Raw genomic sequence first — 17,141 nt, forward strand, 5'->3', positions numbered from 1 at the left:
AGGCGGGCGCGTTGCGGGCTATCGGGCTTGTCCTAGTGTGTTGGCGAGCTGGGTCCCGCAGGTGACAGGGTCGGCATCGAAGAGCAGGTCCATCAGCGCCCGCTCGCGTTGCTCGATGGTGGCCAGAAACTGCTCCACCCCGCCGCGCTGGCGCGCAAGCTGGCCGAAGGTGTCAAACCCCGCCTCCAGAAACTTCTGCAGCGCCCCCATGCCCGCGGCGTTGGCGGGGCCGCGCATCATGCGCAGCATCATCCGCAGGCCGGGTGTGCGCGTGAGGCGCGCCAGGTCGGTGCCCATGGCCAGCACGCGCTCCAGCTGCTGCTGGCGCGCATGGCGCTGGGCCACAGTGCGCCAGGCGGTGGTGTAGCGAGCAACCTCGCTGGCTGCCCCGGCCCCTTGCGCCAGCCATGCGCGGCCCATGTCCTGGTCCAGCTCTTCGGTCTGTGCGTGCAACACCGCCAGGGCCACGGCGGTGTTCACCACCGGCTGGGGGAACATGGTCTGCAGCGTACCCGCGATGCGGCCAAACTGCAGATCGCGGTCTGTGTAGTCGGTGTCGCTGTACAGCTCCTCCAGAAAAAAACCTGCCGCCGGGCCGAACGAGGGCGAGGCCATCAGATCCGCATAGGTGCCGCGAAAGCGCCGCGCCTGGAACGTCTTGACGCTGCCCACCGCCGCCCCCAGCGCCGGGTCGCCCGTGCGGTGCAGGCGCAGGGCGGTCACGTCGGCAATGGCATCGCGGATGGTCTGGGCGGCATCCATGGGGCGGGGTTCCTTCCTGTTGTGTTGATGGCCTCGGGGCGGTGCCCAAGCCGCACAATGCGGCTGGTCGATTACATCATTGCATCCTCACCACCATCACCATGATTGCGCGCTGGCAACGAATCCTTCTCCTGTGCATCCTGCTGGCCATGGCCGCCTGGCTGGTGTGGCAGTGGCCCCATTCACCCCTGCGCGCCGTGCTGGGCGCCTTGGTGCCGCTGGGGATGTTCCTGGTGGTGATGGCGGTGGAGTTTGTACTGATGCATATCACCAACCGTACCGACGCGGCGCCCCGCGCCCGCCTGTCGCAGGTGGTGGGTGCCTGGTGGGCCGAGGTGTGGGTGGCGCTGCAGGTCTTTGGCTGGCGCCAGCCGTTTCGCCACCAGTCCGTGCCCGACTGGCTGCCCGCCCAGCCAACGGGCAAGCGCGGCGTGGTGCTGGTGCACGGCTTCATGTGCAACCGGGGCCTGTGGCTGCCGTGGTTTGCGCCACTGCAAGCCCAGGGCCATGCCCATGTGGCGGTCAATCTGGAGCCGGTGATGGGCTCGATTGACGAGTACGCGGACATCATTGAAGACGCTGTCTTGCGGGTAACTGCCGCCACGGGGCAGGCGCCGGTGGTGCTTTGCCACAGCATGGGGGGCTTGGCGGTGCGGGCGTGGCTGCGCGCGCACCAGGCCGATGGGCGGGTGCACCGGGTGTTGACGCTGGGCACGCCGCATGGCGGAACATGGCTGGGGCGCTTCAGCCGGGCGGTGAATGGGCGGCAGATGAGCCTGGCGGGGGACTGGGTGCTGGCGCTACAGAGGGCCGAGCCTGCGGGGCGGGCTGCGTTGTTTACCTGCTGGTATTCCAACTGCGACAACATCGTGTTTCCGGCGAGCACTGCCAGTTTGCCGGGGGCGGACAACCGGTTGGTTCAGGGGGTTGCGCATGTGCAGATGGCGTTTGATGCGGGAGTGATGAAGGCTTGTCTTGAGGAGATGGGGTGGGGGTGATTTTTTTATTGTTTTTGGCCTCTGGCGCTTATGTATAAAGCGCTAGCAGCTATTGTTTTCATAGTCATCGAGTTTCCGTCTACCGTTCGGGCTGAGCCTGTCGAAGCCTGGGCGCGCTGGTTTGAAGCGCATGCTTGTGGTGAGTGCGGAGGCCGGGAGTCGCCCCGGCGGGCGAGGTACTTGTTCTTTGCTTCGCCAAAGAAAAGTACCCAAAAGAAAGGCGACCCCCAGTCTGCGACCCCTGCGCTGCGCTACGGGGCAAACCTGCGGCGGGGCGGTTGCGGGGTGCGCCGTGGAACTCGCTTTGCGCCTGCGGCGCGCCGCTCGGACAACCACGGCGAGTCAGTTCACAAGGCATGGGCGCTCCGACGCCCATGCTCACCCCACAACCGCCCCGCCGCAGGCGCAGCCAGCAGGGGTGAGGAGCCGAACATCTAACAGCCGAACGGGCCATCGCTGCGCTCGGCCCAGCTTTCGCAGCGCGTGGCGCTTGCGCCCGCGTGAGGGGGCCGAGCGCAGCGCAGCGAAGCAATGGCCCGAGTGGATGTCCCTCGGGTTCCCTTCTGCGCGTGCCGAGAAGCGCAGGGCAGGGGGTGCGTGCGTGTGCCGAAGGACACACGCACTTCGTGCTCTGACTTGCCGCAGTTGTTTGAACGGAGCGCGTAGCGCGCAGTGAGTTCTGCGGCGCACCCCCTGTGCGAGCATCGCAGGTTGCCCGTTAGTGCAGCGAAGGGACGCGCGCAGTAGGGTCGCCCTTTCTTTGGTGACTTTCTTTCGGCGACGCGAAAGAAAGTTACTCGCATGCCGGGCGACTCCCGGCCTCCGCCTCAACCACGACACGCTGTCCATCAGCGAGCCTGTGAGCGCGCCCCGGCTTCGACAAGCTCAGCCCGAACGGGTTGGTGGTGCGCAGGCTTCGACAGCGCGCACGGGCGGAGGGCGCAAAGCAGTACGTGCCGCCGCCTGAACATGCAAAAACAATAGCTATCAGCGCTTGCCAGATAAGCGCTAGCGGCCGATTTGACTCAAAATCAAGCCGCCACAGCCTCCCGCTCATCCGCCGCAAACTCCGGCAACCCCCGCAGCCGCTCATAAATCGGCGCAAAGTCCGCCGCCGTCATCTCAAACAGCTGCTCAAAACTGTCGATCACAAAATACGTCTGCTGGTACGTATCAATCTTGTAGCGCGTGCGCATGGTGCGCTCCAGCTGCAGCGCAATGCGCTGCGGCTCCGGGCTCTGCACCGAATACGCCAGCTCGCCCGACGAACTCAAAATCCCCGCGCCATACGCCCGCAACTGCCCCGCCTCGCGGATCAGCCCGAACTCGATCGTGTACCAGTACAGACGCGACAGCATCTCGCACGACCCCAGCCCTTGCGCCTTCAGACCGCCCTGGCCGTAGCGCTGCACATAGTCCGCAAACACCGGGTTGAACAGCAGCGGCACATGGCCGAACAGGTCGTGAAAGATGTCGGGCTCGACGATGTACTCGAACTCCTCGGGCTTGCGGATCCAGTCCGTCACCGGGAACTTGCGGTTGGCCAGCAATGTGAAAAACGGCACCTCCGGGATCAGCCCCGGCACGCCCACCAGCTCCCAGCCGGTGGCTTTGTACAGGCGCTCGTTCACCTCTTCAAAACGCGGGATGCGGTCGCTCGCGCCCAGTGAGGGCAGGGCGTCGATAAACGCCTGGCTCGCCAGGCCCGGCAGCAGGGCGCGCTGGCGTTCGTACAGGCGGCGGTAGGTGTCGTGGTCGGCGGCGGTGTAGCTCGCGTAATCCTGGGTGCAGGTGTAGTCGGCACGGGCGCGGCTGTAGTCGCCGCGCGGAGGGCGGTCGCTCGCGCCGTATACGACGGGTTTGACGACAGACTCGGTGGTCATGGCGCTCACTCCCTCTCAGGCCTTCTTGGCCTCAAGCACGCCGCGGGCGATCTGGTCGCGCTCCAGCGATTCGAACAGGGCCTTGAAGTTGCCTTCGCCAAAGCCGTCGCGGTAGTCGCCCTTGCGCTGGATGAACTCGAAGAACACGGGGCCCAGCATGGGGGTCGAGAAAATCTGCAGCAGCAGGCGCGGTGTACCGTCGGCCGTGGTGCCATCGAGCAGGATGCCGCGCGACTGCAGTTCGCCCACGGGCTGTCCATGGCCAGGCAGGCGGCCTTCCAGCATCTGGTAGTAGATGTCGTTGGGGGCTGGGGCCATGGGCACGCCGGCCAGGCCGAGCTTGTCCACGGTGGACAGGATGTCGTCGCAGATCAGCGCGATGTGCTGGATGCCTTCGCCGTTGAACTGCATCAAAAACTCTTCGATCTGCCCGCCGCCCTGCTTGGACTCTTCATTCAGCGGGATGCGGATCTTGCCGTCGGGCGCCGTCATGGCCTTGCTGGTGAGGCCGGTGTATTCGCCCTGGATGTCGAAGTAGCGGATCTCGCGAAAGCCGAACAGCTTCTCGTAGAAGTTGGCCCAGAAGCCCATGCGGCCGCGGTACACGTTGTGCGTCAGGTGGTCGATCTCGTTCAGGCCATGGCCCACGGGGCGGCGGTCCACACCTTCGATGAATTCGAAGTCGATGTCGTAGATGGACTTGCCGTCTTCAAAACGGTCGATCAGGTACAGCGGAGCACCCCCGATGCCCTTGATGGCGGGCAGGCGCAGTTCCATGGGGCCGGTGGGGATCTCGATGGGCTGGGCGCCCAGCTCCAGGGCACGCTGGTAGGCCTTGTGCGCGTCCTTCACGCGGAACGCCAGGCCGCAGGCCGAGGGGCCGTGCTCGGCGCCAAAGTAAGCCGCCTGGCTGTGGGGCTCGCGGTTCAGGATGAAGTTGATGCCGTTCTGGCGGTAGAGCACCACGTCCTTGGAGCGGTGCCTGGCCACGAGCGTGAAGCCCAGCTTTTCAAACACCGCCTCCAGCACGCCCGGCTGGGGCGAGGTGAATTCGACGAACTCGAAGCCCATCAGGCCCATGGGGTTGTCCCAGGCGTCGAGCTGGGCGGCGGTTTGTTGCGGCAAGGCGGCGTTCATGGGTGTCTCCGGCATTCGTCGTTGATGAATGTCATGGACTGTAGGCGCGCCCTGCCTCATGTTTCTGGCGAAATCAAGAGCCGGTGGCGCTTGATTTGCAGGAATATTGTGAATCGTCAATCTTTGGCGCACTTGTTGCGCTTGGAAAGCGCTGTGGAGGCCGCCTTGTCAGGAGCCGGGCGCAGCGGACTGCAGCTTGCGCAAAGCCAGTGCGGCTTCGATGCGGGGCTGCTCCTGTTCGCTGAAGAGCTGCTGGCGCAGCTGCTGCAGGCCGGGGCCATCGCCGTGCTGCGCACGCGCCTGGTCGTATTGCGCCAGCCGCTGCTGCCAGTGCTGTTCTTCCCGGTCGAGCCGGGCCATGTTGTGGGCGGCGGCCTCGCCGTAGCGGGCACTGCGCGCGGCGTGGCGGGTGCGTTCGTCGGTGTTCTGGGCGTTGAACGTGGCGGTCTGGGCCGCGGCGTCGAGGTGGACGGTGGCGGCGGCGCGCTCGGCGCGGCGTGCCTCGGGCAGTTCGTTGTCTGCATCGCGCAGCGCCTGGGCGCGTTGCTCGGCAGTGAGGCCGGGGTTGTGCGCAATCTCCAGGCGCGCCAGGGTGTAGCGGTCCAGGTCTGCCTCGCGGGCGAACAAAGCGTCGTACTCGGGGCCGTCAAAAAACTGCTGGCGCACCCGGTGCCGTGCCTGAAGCGCCTCGCGCAGGGCGGCGGGGTCGTTCATGTCCTGGGGCGAGCGCAATTGGCCCAGCGCCACCCGGTAGTCCACGTAGCGCTCGGCCAGTGCCAGCGCGCGGGTGGCCAGATCTGCAGAAAAGTGCTGGCCTACCAGCGCCGCCAGCCGCTGCTTGAGCGCGGCGGGGTCGCTCGCATCCTCGGCCCGCGCTTCCAGGAGCAGGGCTTCCAGCGTGTCGCGCAGGCCGTGCACCAGCAGCGGGTCTGCGCTGTGGTCGGCCACCGCGGCGCGGCCGGGGGCAAAAAAGCTGTCCTCCATGGGCCGCGCCGGCTGCGATATCCCCGCAAGCATCGCACCCCCGGCGGGCGCGGCGGCCGCACCCTGCGGGGTTGGCGTGGATGCGGCGTCCGGCAGACCGGGGGCCCCGAGCCACCACACCACGGCGGCCGTGGCGGCGGCAAGGGCCACCCCTGCACTGAGGGCGCGCGCGGCCTTCATGGCTTACAGGCCCACCGATTTGAGGCGGTTGGCGTGCTGGCGGTACAGCGTGACGGGGTCGGTAGAGAACCAGTCGCGCAGGCCCAGCAGCTGGTTGACTTCGTCCAGATGGTTCTGGCGGTAGTCGCCCAGGTGTTTGCCCAGGCGCGACGAGCAGGCCGATACCAGGCCGTCGTTGGACTCGCCAAATGTGAGGCTCAGCGTGGCCAGCAGGGCGTCGCTGGCGTCGAGCACGTTGGTCAGGGGCAGGGTGCCGGTCCAGGAGTAGTAGCGCACGCCGTTCACCAGCTCGGCGCCGCTGCCGCAGCCCGAGGTGGGCACGCCGTGCGGGAAGCGGCTGTTGAACTTGGCCGAGCCTGCGGTGGTCAGCGAGTCCAGCGCTGCCGTGGGCATCTGGGGCAGGCCGGTACCGCCGGAGGTCAGGTTGATCAGGCCCACCAGCGCCCTGGCGGCGGCGCTGGCCACCACCTCCGACACCGAGCCCGCGGGCGCCACGCCCCGCAGGATGTCGGCCACGCGCGAGCCCCGGTTCACGCCACCAATCGATGTCACGGAGGCCACGAGCTGGGGGGCGACTCCGGCCACATAGCGCGTGGTGGGGCCACCGTGCGAATGGCCCACCAGGTTCACCTTGGCAGCGCCGGTGATGGCCAGGATGGTCTTGACCTGGGTCAGCAACTGCTCGCCGCGCACCTCGGTGCTGTTGGCGGCCGACACCTGCGCCACGTACACCCTGGCGCCGCCCTGGCGCAGGGCGTCGGGGATGCCGTAGAAGTAGTCGATGCCCAGGGCCGAGTCAAAGCCAAAAAGGCCGTGCACCAGCACGATGGGGTAGCGCGTCTGGGTGTAGCCGCTCTGTGCCTGGGCATTGGCGCCCATGAGCAAAAGCCCCGCCGTGGCCGCCAGCAACAGTCGCCGCAAAAAGCGGCTGAAAAATCCGGTCATGTGTTTGTCTCCGTTGGTATGGTTTCTTATGGTGCAAAAACGAACGACCGTTCTTTTTTGCAGGATCAATTTTTCTATTGAGCGCAGGGAGTCACTATCGGGACATACCCGTGCCCGCGGTGTGGCATGCGGGGTCGGCGCGGTGTTTCGTAAAATCCTGCGCCATGAATGGTTTCAACGCACTCGACAAGCTGGACAGGGCCATCCTGCGCCGCCTGCAAGACAACGGCAGAGAAACCTATGACGTCATTGGCGAACAGGTGGGCCTGTCGCCCAGCGCGGTGCTGCGTCGGGTCAAGCGCCTGGAAGACAGCGGCGTGATCCAGCGCTATGTGGCGCTGGTGTCGCCGGAGGCCGTCGGCCTGGGGCTCACGGCGTACCTGAACGTGCGGCTCGAAAAGCACACCGAGAGCCACAAGCGCAACCCCATGGACCTGTTCCGCGCCAGTGTGCAGACCTGGCCCGAGGTGGTCGAATGCGCCTCGCTCACCGGCGAGATGGACTACCTGCTGCGCGTGGTGGTGGCCGACATGGCGCACTACAGCCGCTTCATCATGGACACCCTGCTCAAGCACCCCAGCGTGCAGGACTGCAAGACCAGCTTTGTGCTGGACCGCGTCAAGGCCACCACTGCCGTTCCTGTCTGACGCAGCAGGGCGGGCGCTTGCCATCGGGCCGCAAGCCGCGATACCCTGCGCAGCCATGGTCCACGGGTCGGCTGGCGGTCTCCCAAGCGACTGCACACCGGGCCTGTTGCTATATCCTTCATAGCTGTTGGCGCTTGCCAGTAAAGCGCTGGAGCCTGATTTTGTGTGTATTTGAGAGAGCCCACTATTTTGTTGCAGCGCAGCAAATTTGGCTGGAGTTGCTGAGGGAAAACCCTTATATTTACCCGCATGATCGCAACAAAAGACTGGCTCAAAGCATCCTGGTACGCAGGCCGAGACATGCTGCGTCCCGTCACCGGCGGCGTTGTCGCCCCTGAACATGGCGTCAAGAAGGAGGTGCCCGTGATGGTTCCCATTCGTGCCCTGGGCCCCTCGTACCGCGAGCGGATCACCCAGCACCTGCTTCAGCTCGAGCCTGAAGACCGTTACCTGCGCTTTGGCTATGCGGCCAATGACGAGCAGATCCGCCGCTATGCCGAGCAGCTGGATTTCGACCGCGACGAGATCTTTGGCATCTACAACCGCCGGCTTGAACTCATCGCCATGGCGCACCTGGCCTTTTCGGAGCACCCGGAATACAAGCACTGCGCCGAATTCGGCGTGTCGGTGCTCAAGCAGGCGCGCGGGCGCGGCTTCGGGGCGCGCCTGTTCGAGCGGGCCGTGATGCACGCCCGCAACGAGGGCGTGAACATGGTGTTCATCCACGCGCTGTCCGAAAACACCGCGATGCTGAAAATCGCGCGCAAGGCGGGCGCCACGGTGCGACGCGATGGCTCGGAGTCCGAGGCCTATCTGCAGATCGAGCCGGCCAACCTGGACACGCGCATGACCGAAATGGTGGAGCAGCAGTTCGCCGAGGTGGACTACCAGATCAAGAAGCAGGCCAAGCAGTTCTGGGATTTCCTGGCCAGCGTGCAGGAAGTGCGCAGCGGCGTGCAGCACGCACGCCACCAGTCGGCCGAATAGCCACCGGCGCAGCCCCTGGACGGGCTGACACCACAATCCGCTATCCTTGGGGCCCGACCCACTACCGCGCGCACGCTCTCAAACAGTGTCAGATCCGCATCCCGGGCGAGCGCCCGAAAAGGAAGACAAGCGCACCTTTCTGCAAAAGGTTGCCGAGTTCATCCACCCCGGCCCTGATTCCACCGAAGAGCTCATCGGTGCCCTGGCCGACGCCGAGGACAACCAGGTCATTGGAGCCGAATCGCGCGTGATGCTGGAGCGCGTGATCCGCATGGCCGACATGACCGCAGGCGATGTGATGGTGGCTGCGCCCCGCATGGACCTCGTCAACATCGAGGCGCCGTTTGACGAGATGCTGCACCTGGTCATCAACACCGCGCACTCGCGGTTTCCGGTGTACCAGGGCGAGCGGGACAACATCATCGGCATCCTCATGGCCAAGGATCTGCTCAAGCTGCAGCGGTCGCCCGAGCTGAACATCCGCACCCTGCTGCGCCCCGCAGTCTTCGTGCCTGAAAGCAAGGGCTTGAACGACCTGCTGCGCGAGTTTCGCGGCAACCGCAACCACCTGGCCATCGTGATCGACGAGTTCGGCCGTGTGGCCGGCCTGATCACCATCGAGGACGTGCTTGAGCAGATCGTCGGCGAGATCGAGGACGAGTTCGACATTCCCGAGGACAACGGCGACATTTTCGGCCTGGCCGACCACACCTACCGCGTCAGTGGCGACACCTCGGTGGAGCGTGTCTCCGAAGCGTTCGACGTGCAGGTCAAGGGCAGCGACCCCGATGAGTCGTTCGACACCATTGGTGGCCTGATCGCCCACGAAATGGGCCACGTTCCCAAACGGGGCGAGCACCTGCAGCTCAGCGGGCTGCATTTCGTCGTGCTGCACACCAAGGGCGGCGCCGTGCGCTGGTTCAAGGTGTCGCGCGTCGAAGACGCCAGCACCAGCGACTGATGGGCCGCGCTGTGTCCATGGCGGGGCCGCCGCTGGCCTTGCAGGCGCTGCTGGCCGTGGCTGCCGGTGCCGCGCAGGCGGCGTCGCTGGCCTGGCCGGGCAACGGTCAGCCCCTGTGGTGGTTGCAGATCGCCTCGCTGGCCGTGCTGGCCTGGCTGGTGCGCCCACACCCGGCAGCCTGTGTGCGCTGGCAGCGCGGCGCGCTTCTGGGCGGGCTGTTCGCCACCGCCTGGCTGGCCGGCACCTTCTGGTGGCTTTTCATCTCCATGCACACCTACGGCGGGCTGGCCGCGCCACTGGCGGTGGCTGCGGTGCTGGGCCTGGCGGCATTCCTGGCCAGCTACTATGCAGCGGTTTTGGGGCTTTTTTGCCGTCTCACGCTTACCAGTAAAGCGCTGACAGCTATTGTTTTCGGAGCATTCTGGCTGCTGGCGGAGCTGGCACGTGGCACGCTGTGGACGGGCTTCCCCTGGGGGGCTGGCGGTTACGCGCATGTGGATGGCCCACTGGGCGTGCTGGCGCGCAGCGTGGGCGTGTACGGTGTCGGCGCCGTGGCCGCCATGCTGGCCATGGGGGCTGTGCAGCTGCGCAGTGCCGACTTGCGGCGTGCGCGCGTGTGGGCCGGTCTGGTGGCGCTGGCGGCGCTGCTGGCCGCAGCCACCTGGGGCCGCCATTGCGCTATCAGCGGTTGTGGCACACCCGTGCAGCCAGCCGCCCCTTCACTCAGCCTGGAGCTGCTGCAGGGCAACATCCCGCAGGACGAAAAATTCCAGCCGGGCAGCGGCGTACCGCTGGCCCTGCAGTGGTATGCGCAGGCGCTGCGCGAGGCCCGCGCTGACCTGGTGGTGGCGCCCGAAACGGCCATTCCGCTGCTGCCCCAGCAACTGAGCCCGGGGTACCTGGAAGGCTTGCAGCAGCGTTACGCGCAAGGGGCCCAGGGCACGCAGGCCGCGCTGCTGGGCATTCCGCTGGGCGACCAGGAACAGGGCTATACCAATTCGGTGTTGGGCCTGGGCCCCACCACGCTGGCGGCGCCTTACCGCTACGACAAGCACCACCTGGTGCCGTTCGGCGAATTCATCCCGCCGTTCTTCAAGTGGTTCACCGCCATGATGAACATCCCCCTGGGGGATTTCAATCGGGGCCTGGTTGCACAGCCTTCCTTTGCGTGGGCGGGCCAGCGCATCGCGCCCAACATCTGTTACGAAGACCTTTTTGGCGAGGAGCTGGGCGCACGTTTTATCGACCCGGCGCAGGCGCCCACGGTGTTTGTCAATTTCAGCAACATTGGCTGGTTTGGCAACACGTTGGCCATTGACCAGCATCTGCACATCAGCCGCATGCGCGCTCTGGAGTTCGAGCGCCCCATGGTGCGCGCCACCAACACCGGCGCCACGGCCATCATCGACCACCGCGGCGTGGTCACGCACCAGCTGGCGCGCCACACCCGCGGCGTGCTCAGGGGCGAGGTACAGGGCCGGGGGCTGGACGCCCAGCGCGGCTGGCACATCACGCCGTATGCCTGGTGGGTATCGCGCTGGGGTCTCTGGCCGCTGTGGATGACCGGCGGCCTGGCGCTGCTGGTGGCATGGCTGCTCCACAGGCGCCAGCGCGGGCGCGTGCGGGGTTGATCCACGTCAGGTGCGCGCCGGGTGGGTCGGGCGCCACCGCAGGGCATTGTTTAGAGGCGGCTCCCTATGCCTTGATAATAGGGGCCCGCAAGCCGGGCCTGTATTGCAAACAATGACGATTTGAGGCGGGGCAACCGCTGTTCTGGAGCACGACTGAAAATGGCAGATTCCTTTTCCTACGAACAACTGATCGCCTCCGGCGAGGGCCGGCTGTTCGGCGCCGACAGCGGGCGCCTGCCGCTGCCGCCCATGCTGATGTTTGACCGCATCACGCACATCGACAGCGATGGTGGCGCGCACGGGCTGGGAAAGATCCGCGCCGAACTTGACGTGAAACCCGACCTGTGGTTTTTTGCCTGCCATTTCCAGGGCGACCCCGTCATGCCCGGCTGCCTGGGGCTCGATGCCATGTGGCAGCTCATCGGCTTTTACCTGACCTGGCTGCAGCTGCCGGGCCGGGGCCGCGCGCTGGGCGCGGGCGAGGTCAAGTTCACCGGCGAAGTGGGCCCCGATGTGAAGCTGGTCACCTACGAAATCGACATCAAGCGCGTCATCAAGCGCAAGCTGGTCATGGCCATTGGCGATGCCCGCCTGCTGGCCGATGGCAAGGAAATCTATGTAGCCAACGACCTGCGTGTGGGCCTGTTCAAGCGCGAGGAAGACGGCAAGGACGCAGCATGACGACCACCAAGAAGCGCGTAGTCATCACCGGCGCGGGCATCGTCTCGTGCATTGGCAACGACCTGGCCACCGTGGAGGCCTCGCTGCGTGCGGGCACCAGCGGCATCAAGGCCGTGGAAAAGTTCAAGGAACTGGGCCTGCGCAGCCAGGTGGGCGGCGCGCCCGAGATCGACATCGAGGCGCGCATCGACCGCAAGCAGCTGCGCTTCATGGGCGATGCGGCGGCCTATGCGCAGATCGCGCTGGAAGACGCTATCAAGCAAGCAGGCCTTTCGCCCGAACAGGTGAGCCACCCGCGCACGGGCCTCATCATGGGGTCGGGCGGCGGCTCACCCGCCAACCAGATCGAAGCAGCCGACACGCTGCGCGACAAGGGCATCCGCCGCGTGGGCCCGTACCAGGTCACGCGCTGCATGAGCTCCACCGTGTCCGCGTGCCTGGCCACCAATTTCAAGGTCAAGGGCATCAATTACTCCATCACCTCGGCCTGCTCTACGTCGGCCCACTGCATTGGCGTGGCCGCGCAGCAGATTGCCTGGGGCATGCAGGACGTGATGTTTGCGGGCGGCGGCGAGGAACTCTCATGGGGCATGTCGCTGCTGTTTGACGGCATGGGTGCCATGTCCAGCAAGTACAACGACACCCCCGAGAAAGCCTCGCGCGCCTACGACGCGAACCGCGATGGTTTTGTGATCGCCGGTGGCGGCGGGGCGGTGGTGCTGGAGAGCCTGGAGCACGCCCAGGCCCGTGGCGCCACCATCCTGGCCGAAGTGGTGGGCTTTGGCGCCACCAGCGACGGTGAAGACATGGTGGCCCCCTCGGGCGACGGCGCCATTGCCTGCATGCAGCAGGCCATGCAGGGGCTGGATGCCCCCATCGACTACATCAACACCCATGGCACCTCCACGCCGGTGGGCGACATGCAGGAAGTGCGTGCCATGCAGGCGCTGTTTGGCGACAAGGTGCCGCCGTTCTCGTCCACCAAGTCGCTCACCGGGCATTCGCTGGGCGCCACTGGCGTGCAGGAGGCGATCTACTGCGTGATCATGCTCAACAAAGGCTTCATCGCCGGTTCGGCCAATGTCGAAACGCCGGACCCGGCGCTTGGCAACATGCCGCTGGTCACGCAGACGCGCGACGCCGAGCTCACCACGGTTCTGTCCAACAGCTTTGGCTTTGGTGGCACCAATGCCAGCCTGGTGCTGCGGCGCTGGATAGCCTGAGACCCCCCTGAGCGGCTGCGCCGCTTCCCCCCGCTCTCGCATTGCTGTGCGATGCGGGCAGGGGGACGCCACCCGTGCGGCGGGGCGGCCCTTGCACGGTGGCTTCTGGCTTGGGCCGAGCCAGATTTATGCGTCGCGGCTAGCGCTCGCGCCTGGAGCTACTGAAATCCCCCTTGAGGCCTTGCGGCCCGTCTGTCCTGCGGGGCAGGCGGGCCGATAGCGTTGTGGGGCCGTAAAATCCGATGTTTGCGCGCGTGTCTGGCGCGCCATGGTTCCAACACCCCCTTCCTGCGCGGTTTGCACCGCGCACACCAACGCATGTTGACCTTCCAACAAATCATCCTCAAGCTGCAGTCGTACTGGGACGCCCAGGGCTGCGCACTGCTCCAGCCCTACGACATGGAGGTGGGTGCGGGCACCAGCCACACCGCCACCTTCCTGCGCGCCATCGGCCCAGAGCCCTGGAAGGCCGCCTACGTGCAGCCCAGCCGCCGCCCCAAGGACGGCCGCTACGGCGAGAACCCCAACCGCCTGCAGCACTACTACCAGTACCAGGTGGTGCTCAAGCCCGCACCCGCCAACATCCTGGAGCTGTACCTGGGCAGTCTTGAAGCCCTGGGGTTCGATTTGAAAAAGAACGACATCCGCTTTGTCGAAGACGACTGGGAGAACCCCACGCTCGGCGCCTGGGGCCTGGGCTGGGAGGTCTGGCTCAACGGCATGGAGGTGACCCAGTTCACCTACTTCCAGCAGGTGGGCGGCATCGACTGCAAGCCCGCCACGGGCGAGATCACCTACGGCCTGGAGCGCCTGGCCATGTACCTGCAGGGCGTGGACAACGTCTACAACCTCAAGTGGACCGACACCCTGAGCTACGGCGACGTGTACAAGCAAAACGAGGTGGAGCAGTCCACCTACAACTTTGAGCACAGCGACGCGGACTTTTTGTTCACGGCCTTCAACGCGCACGAAAAGCAGGCCAAGTACCTGATGGAGCAGCAGCTGGCGCTGCCCGCCTACGAGCAGGTGCTCAAGGCCGCGCACAGCTTCAACCTGCTCGATGCACGCGGCGCCATCAGCGTGACCGAGCGTGCCGCCTACATTGGCCGCATCCGCAACCTGGCCCGTGCCGTGGCGCAAAGCTACTACGAGAGCCGCGAGCGCCTGGGCTTCCCGATGGCGCCGCGCGAGTGGGTGGAACAGATGGTCAAAAAGGCCGCGTGAACGAGCGAAAGAACAAGAACATGACGACCCAAAACCTCCTCGTTGAACTGTTTGTCGAAGAATTGCCTCCGAAGGCGCTGCAGAAGCTGGGCGATGCCTTCGCCACCGTGATGGCAGATCAGCTCAAGGCGCAGGGCCTGGCCACAGCCGCTTCCGCCGTCACGCCCTTTGCATCGCCCCGCCGCCTGGCCGCGCATGTGACCGCCGTGGCCGACAAGGCTGCTGACAAGGCCGTACAGCAAAAGCTGATGCCCGTGACCGTGGGCCTGGATGCCAGCGGCAACGCCACGCCTGCGCTGCTGAAAAAGCTGCAGGCGCTGGGCGCCGATGTGTCCAACCCCGCAGCCGCCGTGGCCGCCTTGAAGCGCGCGCAGGACGGCAAGGCCGAAGCCCTGTTCTACGACAGCGTGGTGGCCGGTGCGACGCTGGCGGCGGGCCTGCAAAAGGCGTTGGATGAAGCGATTGCCAAGCTCCCCATCCCCAAGGTGATGAGCTACCAGCTCGAAACCGACTGCGGTATGGACAACTTTTTGCCCGGCTGGACCAGCGTGAACTTTGTGCGCCCCGCACACGGCTTGGTGGCGCTGCATGGCAGTACCGTGGTGCCCGTGAAGGCGCTGGGCCTCATGGCGGGCAACAGCACCACTGGCCACCGGTTTGAAGCCGCCGTGTCGCCCGTGGTGCTGGCCGATGCCGACAGCTACGCCGCCACGCTGAAGAAAGACGGCGCGGTGATCGCCAGCTTTGCCGAGCGCAAGGCCGAGATCGCCCGCCAGCTGGCCGCTGCTGCCGCCACGGTGGGCAACGGCGCCCGCCCCATCGAAGACGAGGCCCTGCTGGACGAAGTGACCGCGCTGGTCGAGCGCCCCAACGTGGTCATCTGCCAGTTTGAAGAGCAGTTCCTGGGCGTGCCGCAAGAGTGCCTCATCCTCACGATGAAGGCCAACCAGAAGTACTTCCCGCTGCTGGATGCCGCGGGCAAGCTGACCAACAAGTTCCTGGTGGTGAGCAACATCAGCCCCGAGGACACCAGCTTTGTGACCGGCGGCAACGAGCGCGTGGTGCGCCCGCGCCTGGCCGACGCCAAGTTCTTCTTCGACCAGGACCGCAAAAAGACGCTGGCCTCGCGCGTCGAAGGCCTCTCCAAGGTGGTCTATCACAACAAGCTGGGCACGCAGGGGGAACGTGTGGAGCGCGTGCGCGCCATCGCCAAGGCCATTGCCACGCAGTTGGGCGACGCGGCCTTGGTCGCTGATGCCGACAAAGCTGCGCAACTGGCCAAGACCGACCTCGTGACCGACATGGTGGGCGAATTCCCTGAGCTGCAGGGCATCATGGGCGGCTACTACGCACTCAACGACGGCCTGGGCGAGACCGTGGCGCACGCCATTGAAGACCACTACAAGCCGCGTTTTGCGGGCGACGCACTGCCGCGCAATATGGCGGGCGTGGTGGTGGCGCTTGCCGATAAATTGGAAACCCTGGTGGGCATGTTCGGCATTGGCAACCTGCCCACGGGCGACCGCGACCCGTTTGCGCTGCGCCGCCATGCGCTGGGCGTGATCCGGATGTTGATTGAACAGCGCCTGCCTTTGCATTTCTACGAGCTCACGCGGCTGGCTTCTGCTGCCTTCCCATCGGGCTTGGTGCAGGACAAGGCGTCTGAGCTGGACGACTTCTTGGTTGAGCGCCTCAAGGGCTATCTCCGGGATGGCGGCTTCTCGCCAGCGGAAGTGGATGCCGCCATCTACGCGCGCCAGCTGGGTCAATGGGCCAGCATTCCGCAGCGCCTCGCCGCCGTTCGCGCCTTCGCGGCCTTGCCGGAAAGCCCGGCCCTGGCCGCAGCCAACAAACGCGTCGGCAATATTCTCAAAAAGGCCGAAGCAGAGGGCCCGGTGGACGCCCACGTCAACCCCGAGCTGCTGCAGGAAAAAGCCGAGCAGGACCTGTTTGCCGCACTGCAGCGTTTTGTGCCCGAGGCCAACGCCCAGTTCGACGCGGGCGACTACACCGCCAGCCTGCAGACCCTGGCCGTGCTGCGCGCGCCGGTGGACGCGTTCTTTGACGATGTGATGGTCAACGCCGAGCAACTGGATGTGCGCATGAACCGCCTGGGCCTGCTCAAGATGCTGCACAACGCGATGAACCGCGTGGCCGACCTGTCACGCCTGGCCGTGTGACCCTGGGGCTGATAGGCTGGCGGCTCTCACAAGGGAAACTTACCCCATGAAACTCGTCATCCTGGACCGCGACGGCACCCTCAACCCGCTGGGGGATGAATACATCACCTCGGCCGACGAGTGGATGGCCGTGCCCGGCGCGCTGGAAGCCATTGCCCGGCTCAACCATGCGGGCTGGCACGTGGTGGTTGCCACCAACCAGCCCGGGCTGGGCCGGGGGCTGTTTGACGTGGTGGCGCTCAATGCCATCCACGCCAAGATGCACCGGCAGCTGGCGGCTGTGGGCGGGCGGATCGACGCCGTGTTCTATTGCCCGCATGCCGCCGATGAGAACTGCGCCTGCCGCAAACCGGCGCCGGGCCTGCTGGAGCAGATCGGCGAGCGCTATGGGGTGGAGCGGCATGACATGCGCGTGGTGGGTAGCTGCGTGGCCCATCTGCAGGCGGGTGCCGCCCTGGGTGCGCGGGTGCACCTGGTGTGCACGGGGCGTTCGGCCGAGGTGGTGCCGGGCGGGCCGCTGCCGGTGGGGCTCCCGCCGGGCACGGTGGTGCACGCCAGCCTGGGCGACTTTGTGGACCAGTTGCTGCCCGTGGTGCAGCCGGTGGGTGCAGGGGCCGCGGCCCCGTTGCCGCTGGCGGGGCAGGGGGCGCACCCTGTGATTGCTACTTGATTAATAGCTGCTGGCGCTTTACTGGTAAGCCCTGGCGGCCAAAAAGAC

15 protein-coding genes are annotated in these 17,141 nt (G+C 66.0%); 10 read left to right on the plus strand and 5 right to left on the minus strand.

Annotated features, from left to right (window positions below; genetic code table 11):
- Nucleotides 1-18: 18 nt before the first annotated feature.
- Nucleotides 19-762, minus strand: coding sequence for a hypothetical protein (locus KYG_RS22230; protein WP_008907189.1), 744 nt, complete (start codon nucleotides 760-762; stop codon nucleotides 19-21).
- Between the two features lie 101 nt (nucleotides 763-863).
- On the opposite strand from KYG_RS22230, the gene KYG_RS22235 reads away from it, so the two are divergent.
- Nucleotides 864-1,760 carry a triacylglycerol lipase gene (locus tag KYG_RS22235; RefSeq protein ID WP_008907190.1) on the plus strand — a complete coding sequence of 299 codons (897 nt, stop codon included), beginning with the start codon at nucleotides 864-866 and terminating at the stop codon, nucleotides 1,758-1,760.
- Between the two features lie 1,031 nt (nucleotides 1,761-2,791).
- On the opposite strand, the gene phhA is transcribed toward KYG_RS22235, so the two are convergent.
- The 4 genes from phhA to KYG_RS22255 form a co-directional block, all read right to left on the minus strand.
- Nucleotides 2,792-3,643, minus strand: a complete 852-nt coding sequence (gene phhA, locus KYG_RS22240; RefSeq protein ID WP_008907191.1) for a phenylalanine 4-monooxygenase — start codon at nucleotides 3,641-3,643, stop codon at nucleotides 2,792-2,794.
- A gap of 15 nt (nucleotides 3,644-3,658) precedes the next feature.
- Nucleotides 3,659-4,780 (minus strand): 4-hydroxyphenylpyruvate dioxygenase, encoded by a 1,122-nt coding sequence (gene hppD / locus KYG_RS22245; protein WP_008907192.1) that lies wholly within the window; start codon nucleotides 4,778-4,780, stop codon nucleotides 3,659-3,661.
- A 168-nt stretch (nucleotides 4,781-4,948) separates the two neighbouring features.
- Nucleotides 4,949-5,944: a lipase secretion chaperone gene (locus KYG_RS22250; RefSeq protein ID WP_008907193.1), complete on the minus strand. Its 996-nt coding sequence runs from the start codon at nucleotides 5,942-5,944 to the stop codon at nucleotides 4,949-4,951.
- A gap of 3 nt (nucleotides 5,945-5,947) precedes the next feature.
- Nucleotides 5,948-6,889: a triacylglycerol lipase gene (locus KYG_RS22255; protein WP_008907194.1), complete on the minus strand. Its 942-nt coding sequence runs from the start codon at nucleotides 6,887-6,889 to the stop codon at nucleotides 5,948-5,950.
- Between the two features lie 164 nt (nucleotides 6,890-7,053).
- On the opposite strand from KYG_RS22255, the gene KYG_RS22260 reads away from it, so the two are divergent.
- From KYG_RS22260 to gmhB, 9 genes are all read left to right on the plus strand, one after another.
- Nucleotides 7,054-7,536: an Lrp/AsnC family transcriptional regulator gene (locus KYG_RS22260; protein WP_008907195.1), complete on the plus strand. Its 483-nt coding sequence runs from the start codon at nucleotides 7,054-7,056 to the stop codon at nucleotides 7,534-7,536.
- 249 nt (nucleotides 7,537-7,785) lie between these two features.
- Entirely contained in the window at nucleotides 7,786-8,523 is a 738-nt protein-coding gene (locus KYG_RS22265; RefSeq protein WP_034695884.1) for a GNAT family N-acetyltransferase, read from the plus strand.
- Between the two features lie 85 nt (nucleotides 8,524-8,608).
- Nucleotides 8,609-9,484 (plus strand): HlyC/CorC family transporter, encoded by an 876-nt coding sequence (locus KYG_RS22270; protein WP_008907197.1) that lies wholly within the window; start codon nucleotides 8,609-8,611, stop codon nucleotides 9,482-9,484.
- On the plus strand, nucleotides 9,484-11,115 hold the full coding sequence (gene lnt / locus KYG_RS22275) for an apolipoprotein N-acyltransferase (protein WP_008907198.1): 1,632 nt from the start codon (nucleotides 9,484-9,486) through the stop codon (nucleotides 11,113-11,115). The genes KYG_RS22270 and lnt overlap by 1 nt, the downstream gene beginning before the upstream one ends.
- A 159-nt stretch (nucleotides 11,116-11,274) precedes the next feature.
- On the plus strand, nucleotides 11,275-11,796 hold the full coding sequence (gene fabA / locus KYG_RS22280; RefSeq protein WP_008907199.1) for a 3-hydroxyacyl-[acyl-carrier-protein] dehydratase FabA: 522 nt from the start codon (nucleotides 11,275-11,277) through the stop codon (nucleotides 11,794-11,796).
- A complete protein-coding gene (gene fabB, locus KYG_RS22285; protein WP_008907200.1) occupies nucleotides 11,793-13,019 on the plus strand; it encodes a beta-ketoacyl-ACP synthase I in 1,227 nt (408 codons plus the stop codon). Before fabA ends, fabB begins: the two co-directional genes overlap by 4 nt.
- Before the next feature lie 318 nt (nucleotides 13,020-13,337).
- Complete coding sequence (glyQ, locus tag KYG_RS22290) at nucleotides 13,338-14,243, plus strand: glycine--tRNA ligase subunit alpha (RefSeq protein ID WP_008907201.1); 906 nt, start codon at nucleotides 13,338-13,340, stop codon at nucleotides 14,241-14,243.
- Between the two features lie 20 nt (nucleotides 14,244-14,263).
- Nucleotides 14,264-16,423, plus strand: a complete 2,160-nt coding sequence (glyS, locus tag KYG_RS22295) for a glycine--tRNA ligase subunit beta (RefSeq protein WP_034695901.1) — start codon at nucleotides 14,264-14,266, stop codon at nucleotides 16,421-16,423.
- 46 nt (nucleotides 16,424-16,469) lie between these two features.
- Nucleotides 16,470-17,093 (plus strand): D-glycero-beta-D-manno-heptose 1,7-bisphosphate 7-phosphatase, encoded by a 624-nt coding sequence (gmhB, locus tag KYG_RS22300; protein WP_008907203.1) that lies wholly within the window; start codon nucleotides 16,470-16,472, stop codon nucleotides 17,091-17,093.
- The last annotated feature ends 48 nt before the right edge of the window (nucleotides 17,094-17,141 follow it).

It is taken from the genome of Acidovorax sp. NO-1, assembly GCF_000238595.1.
Lineage (GTDB): Bacteria > Pseudomonadota > Gammaproteobacteria > Burkholderiales > Burkholderiaceae_C > Acidovorax.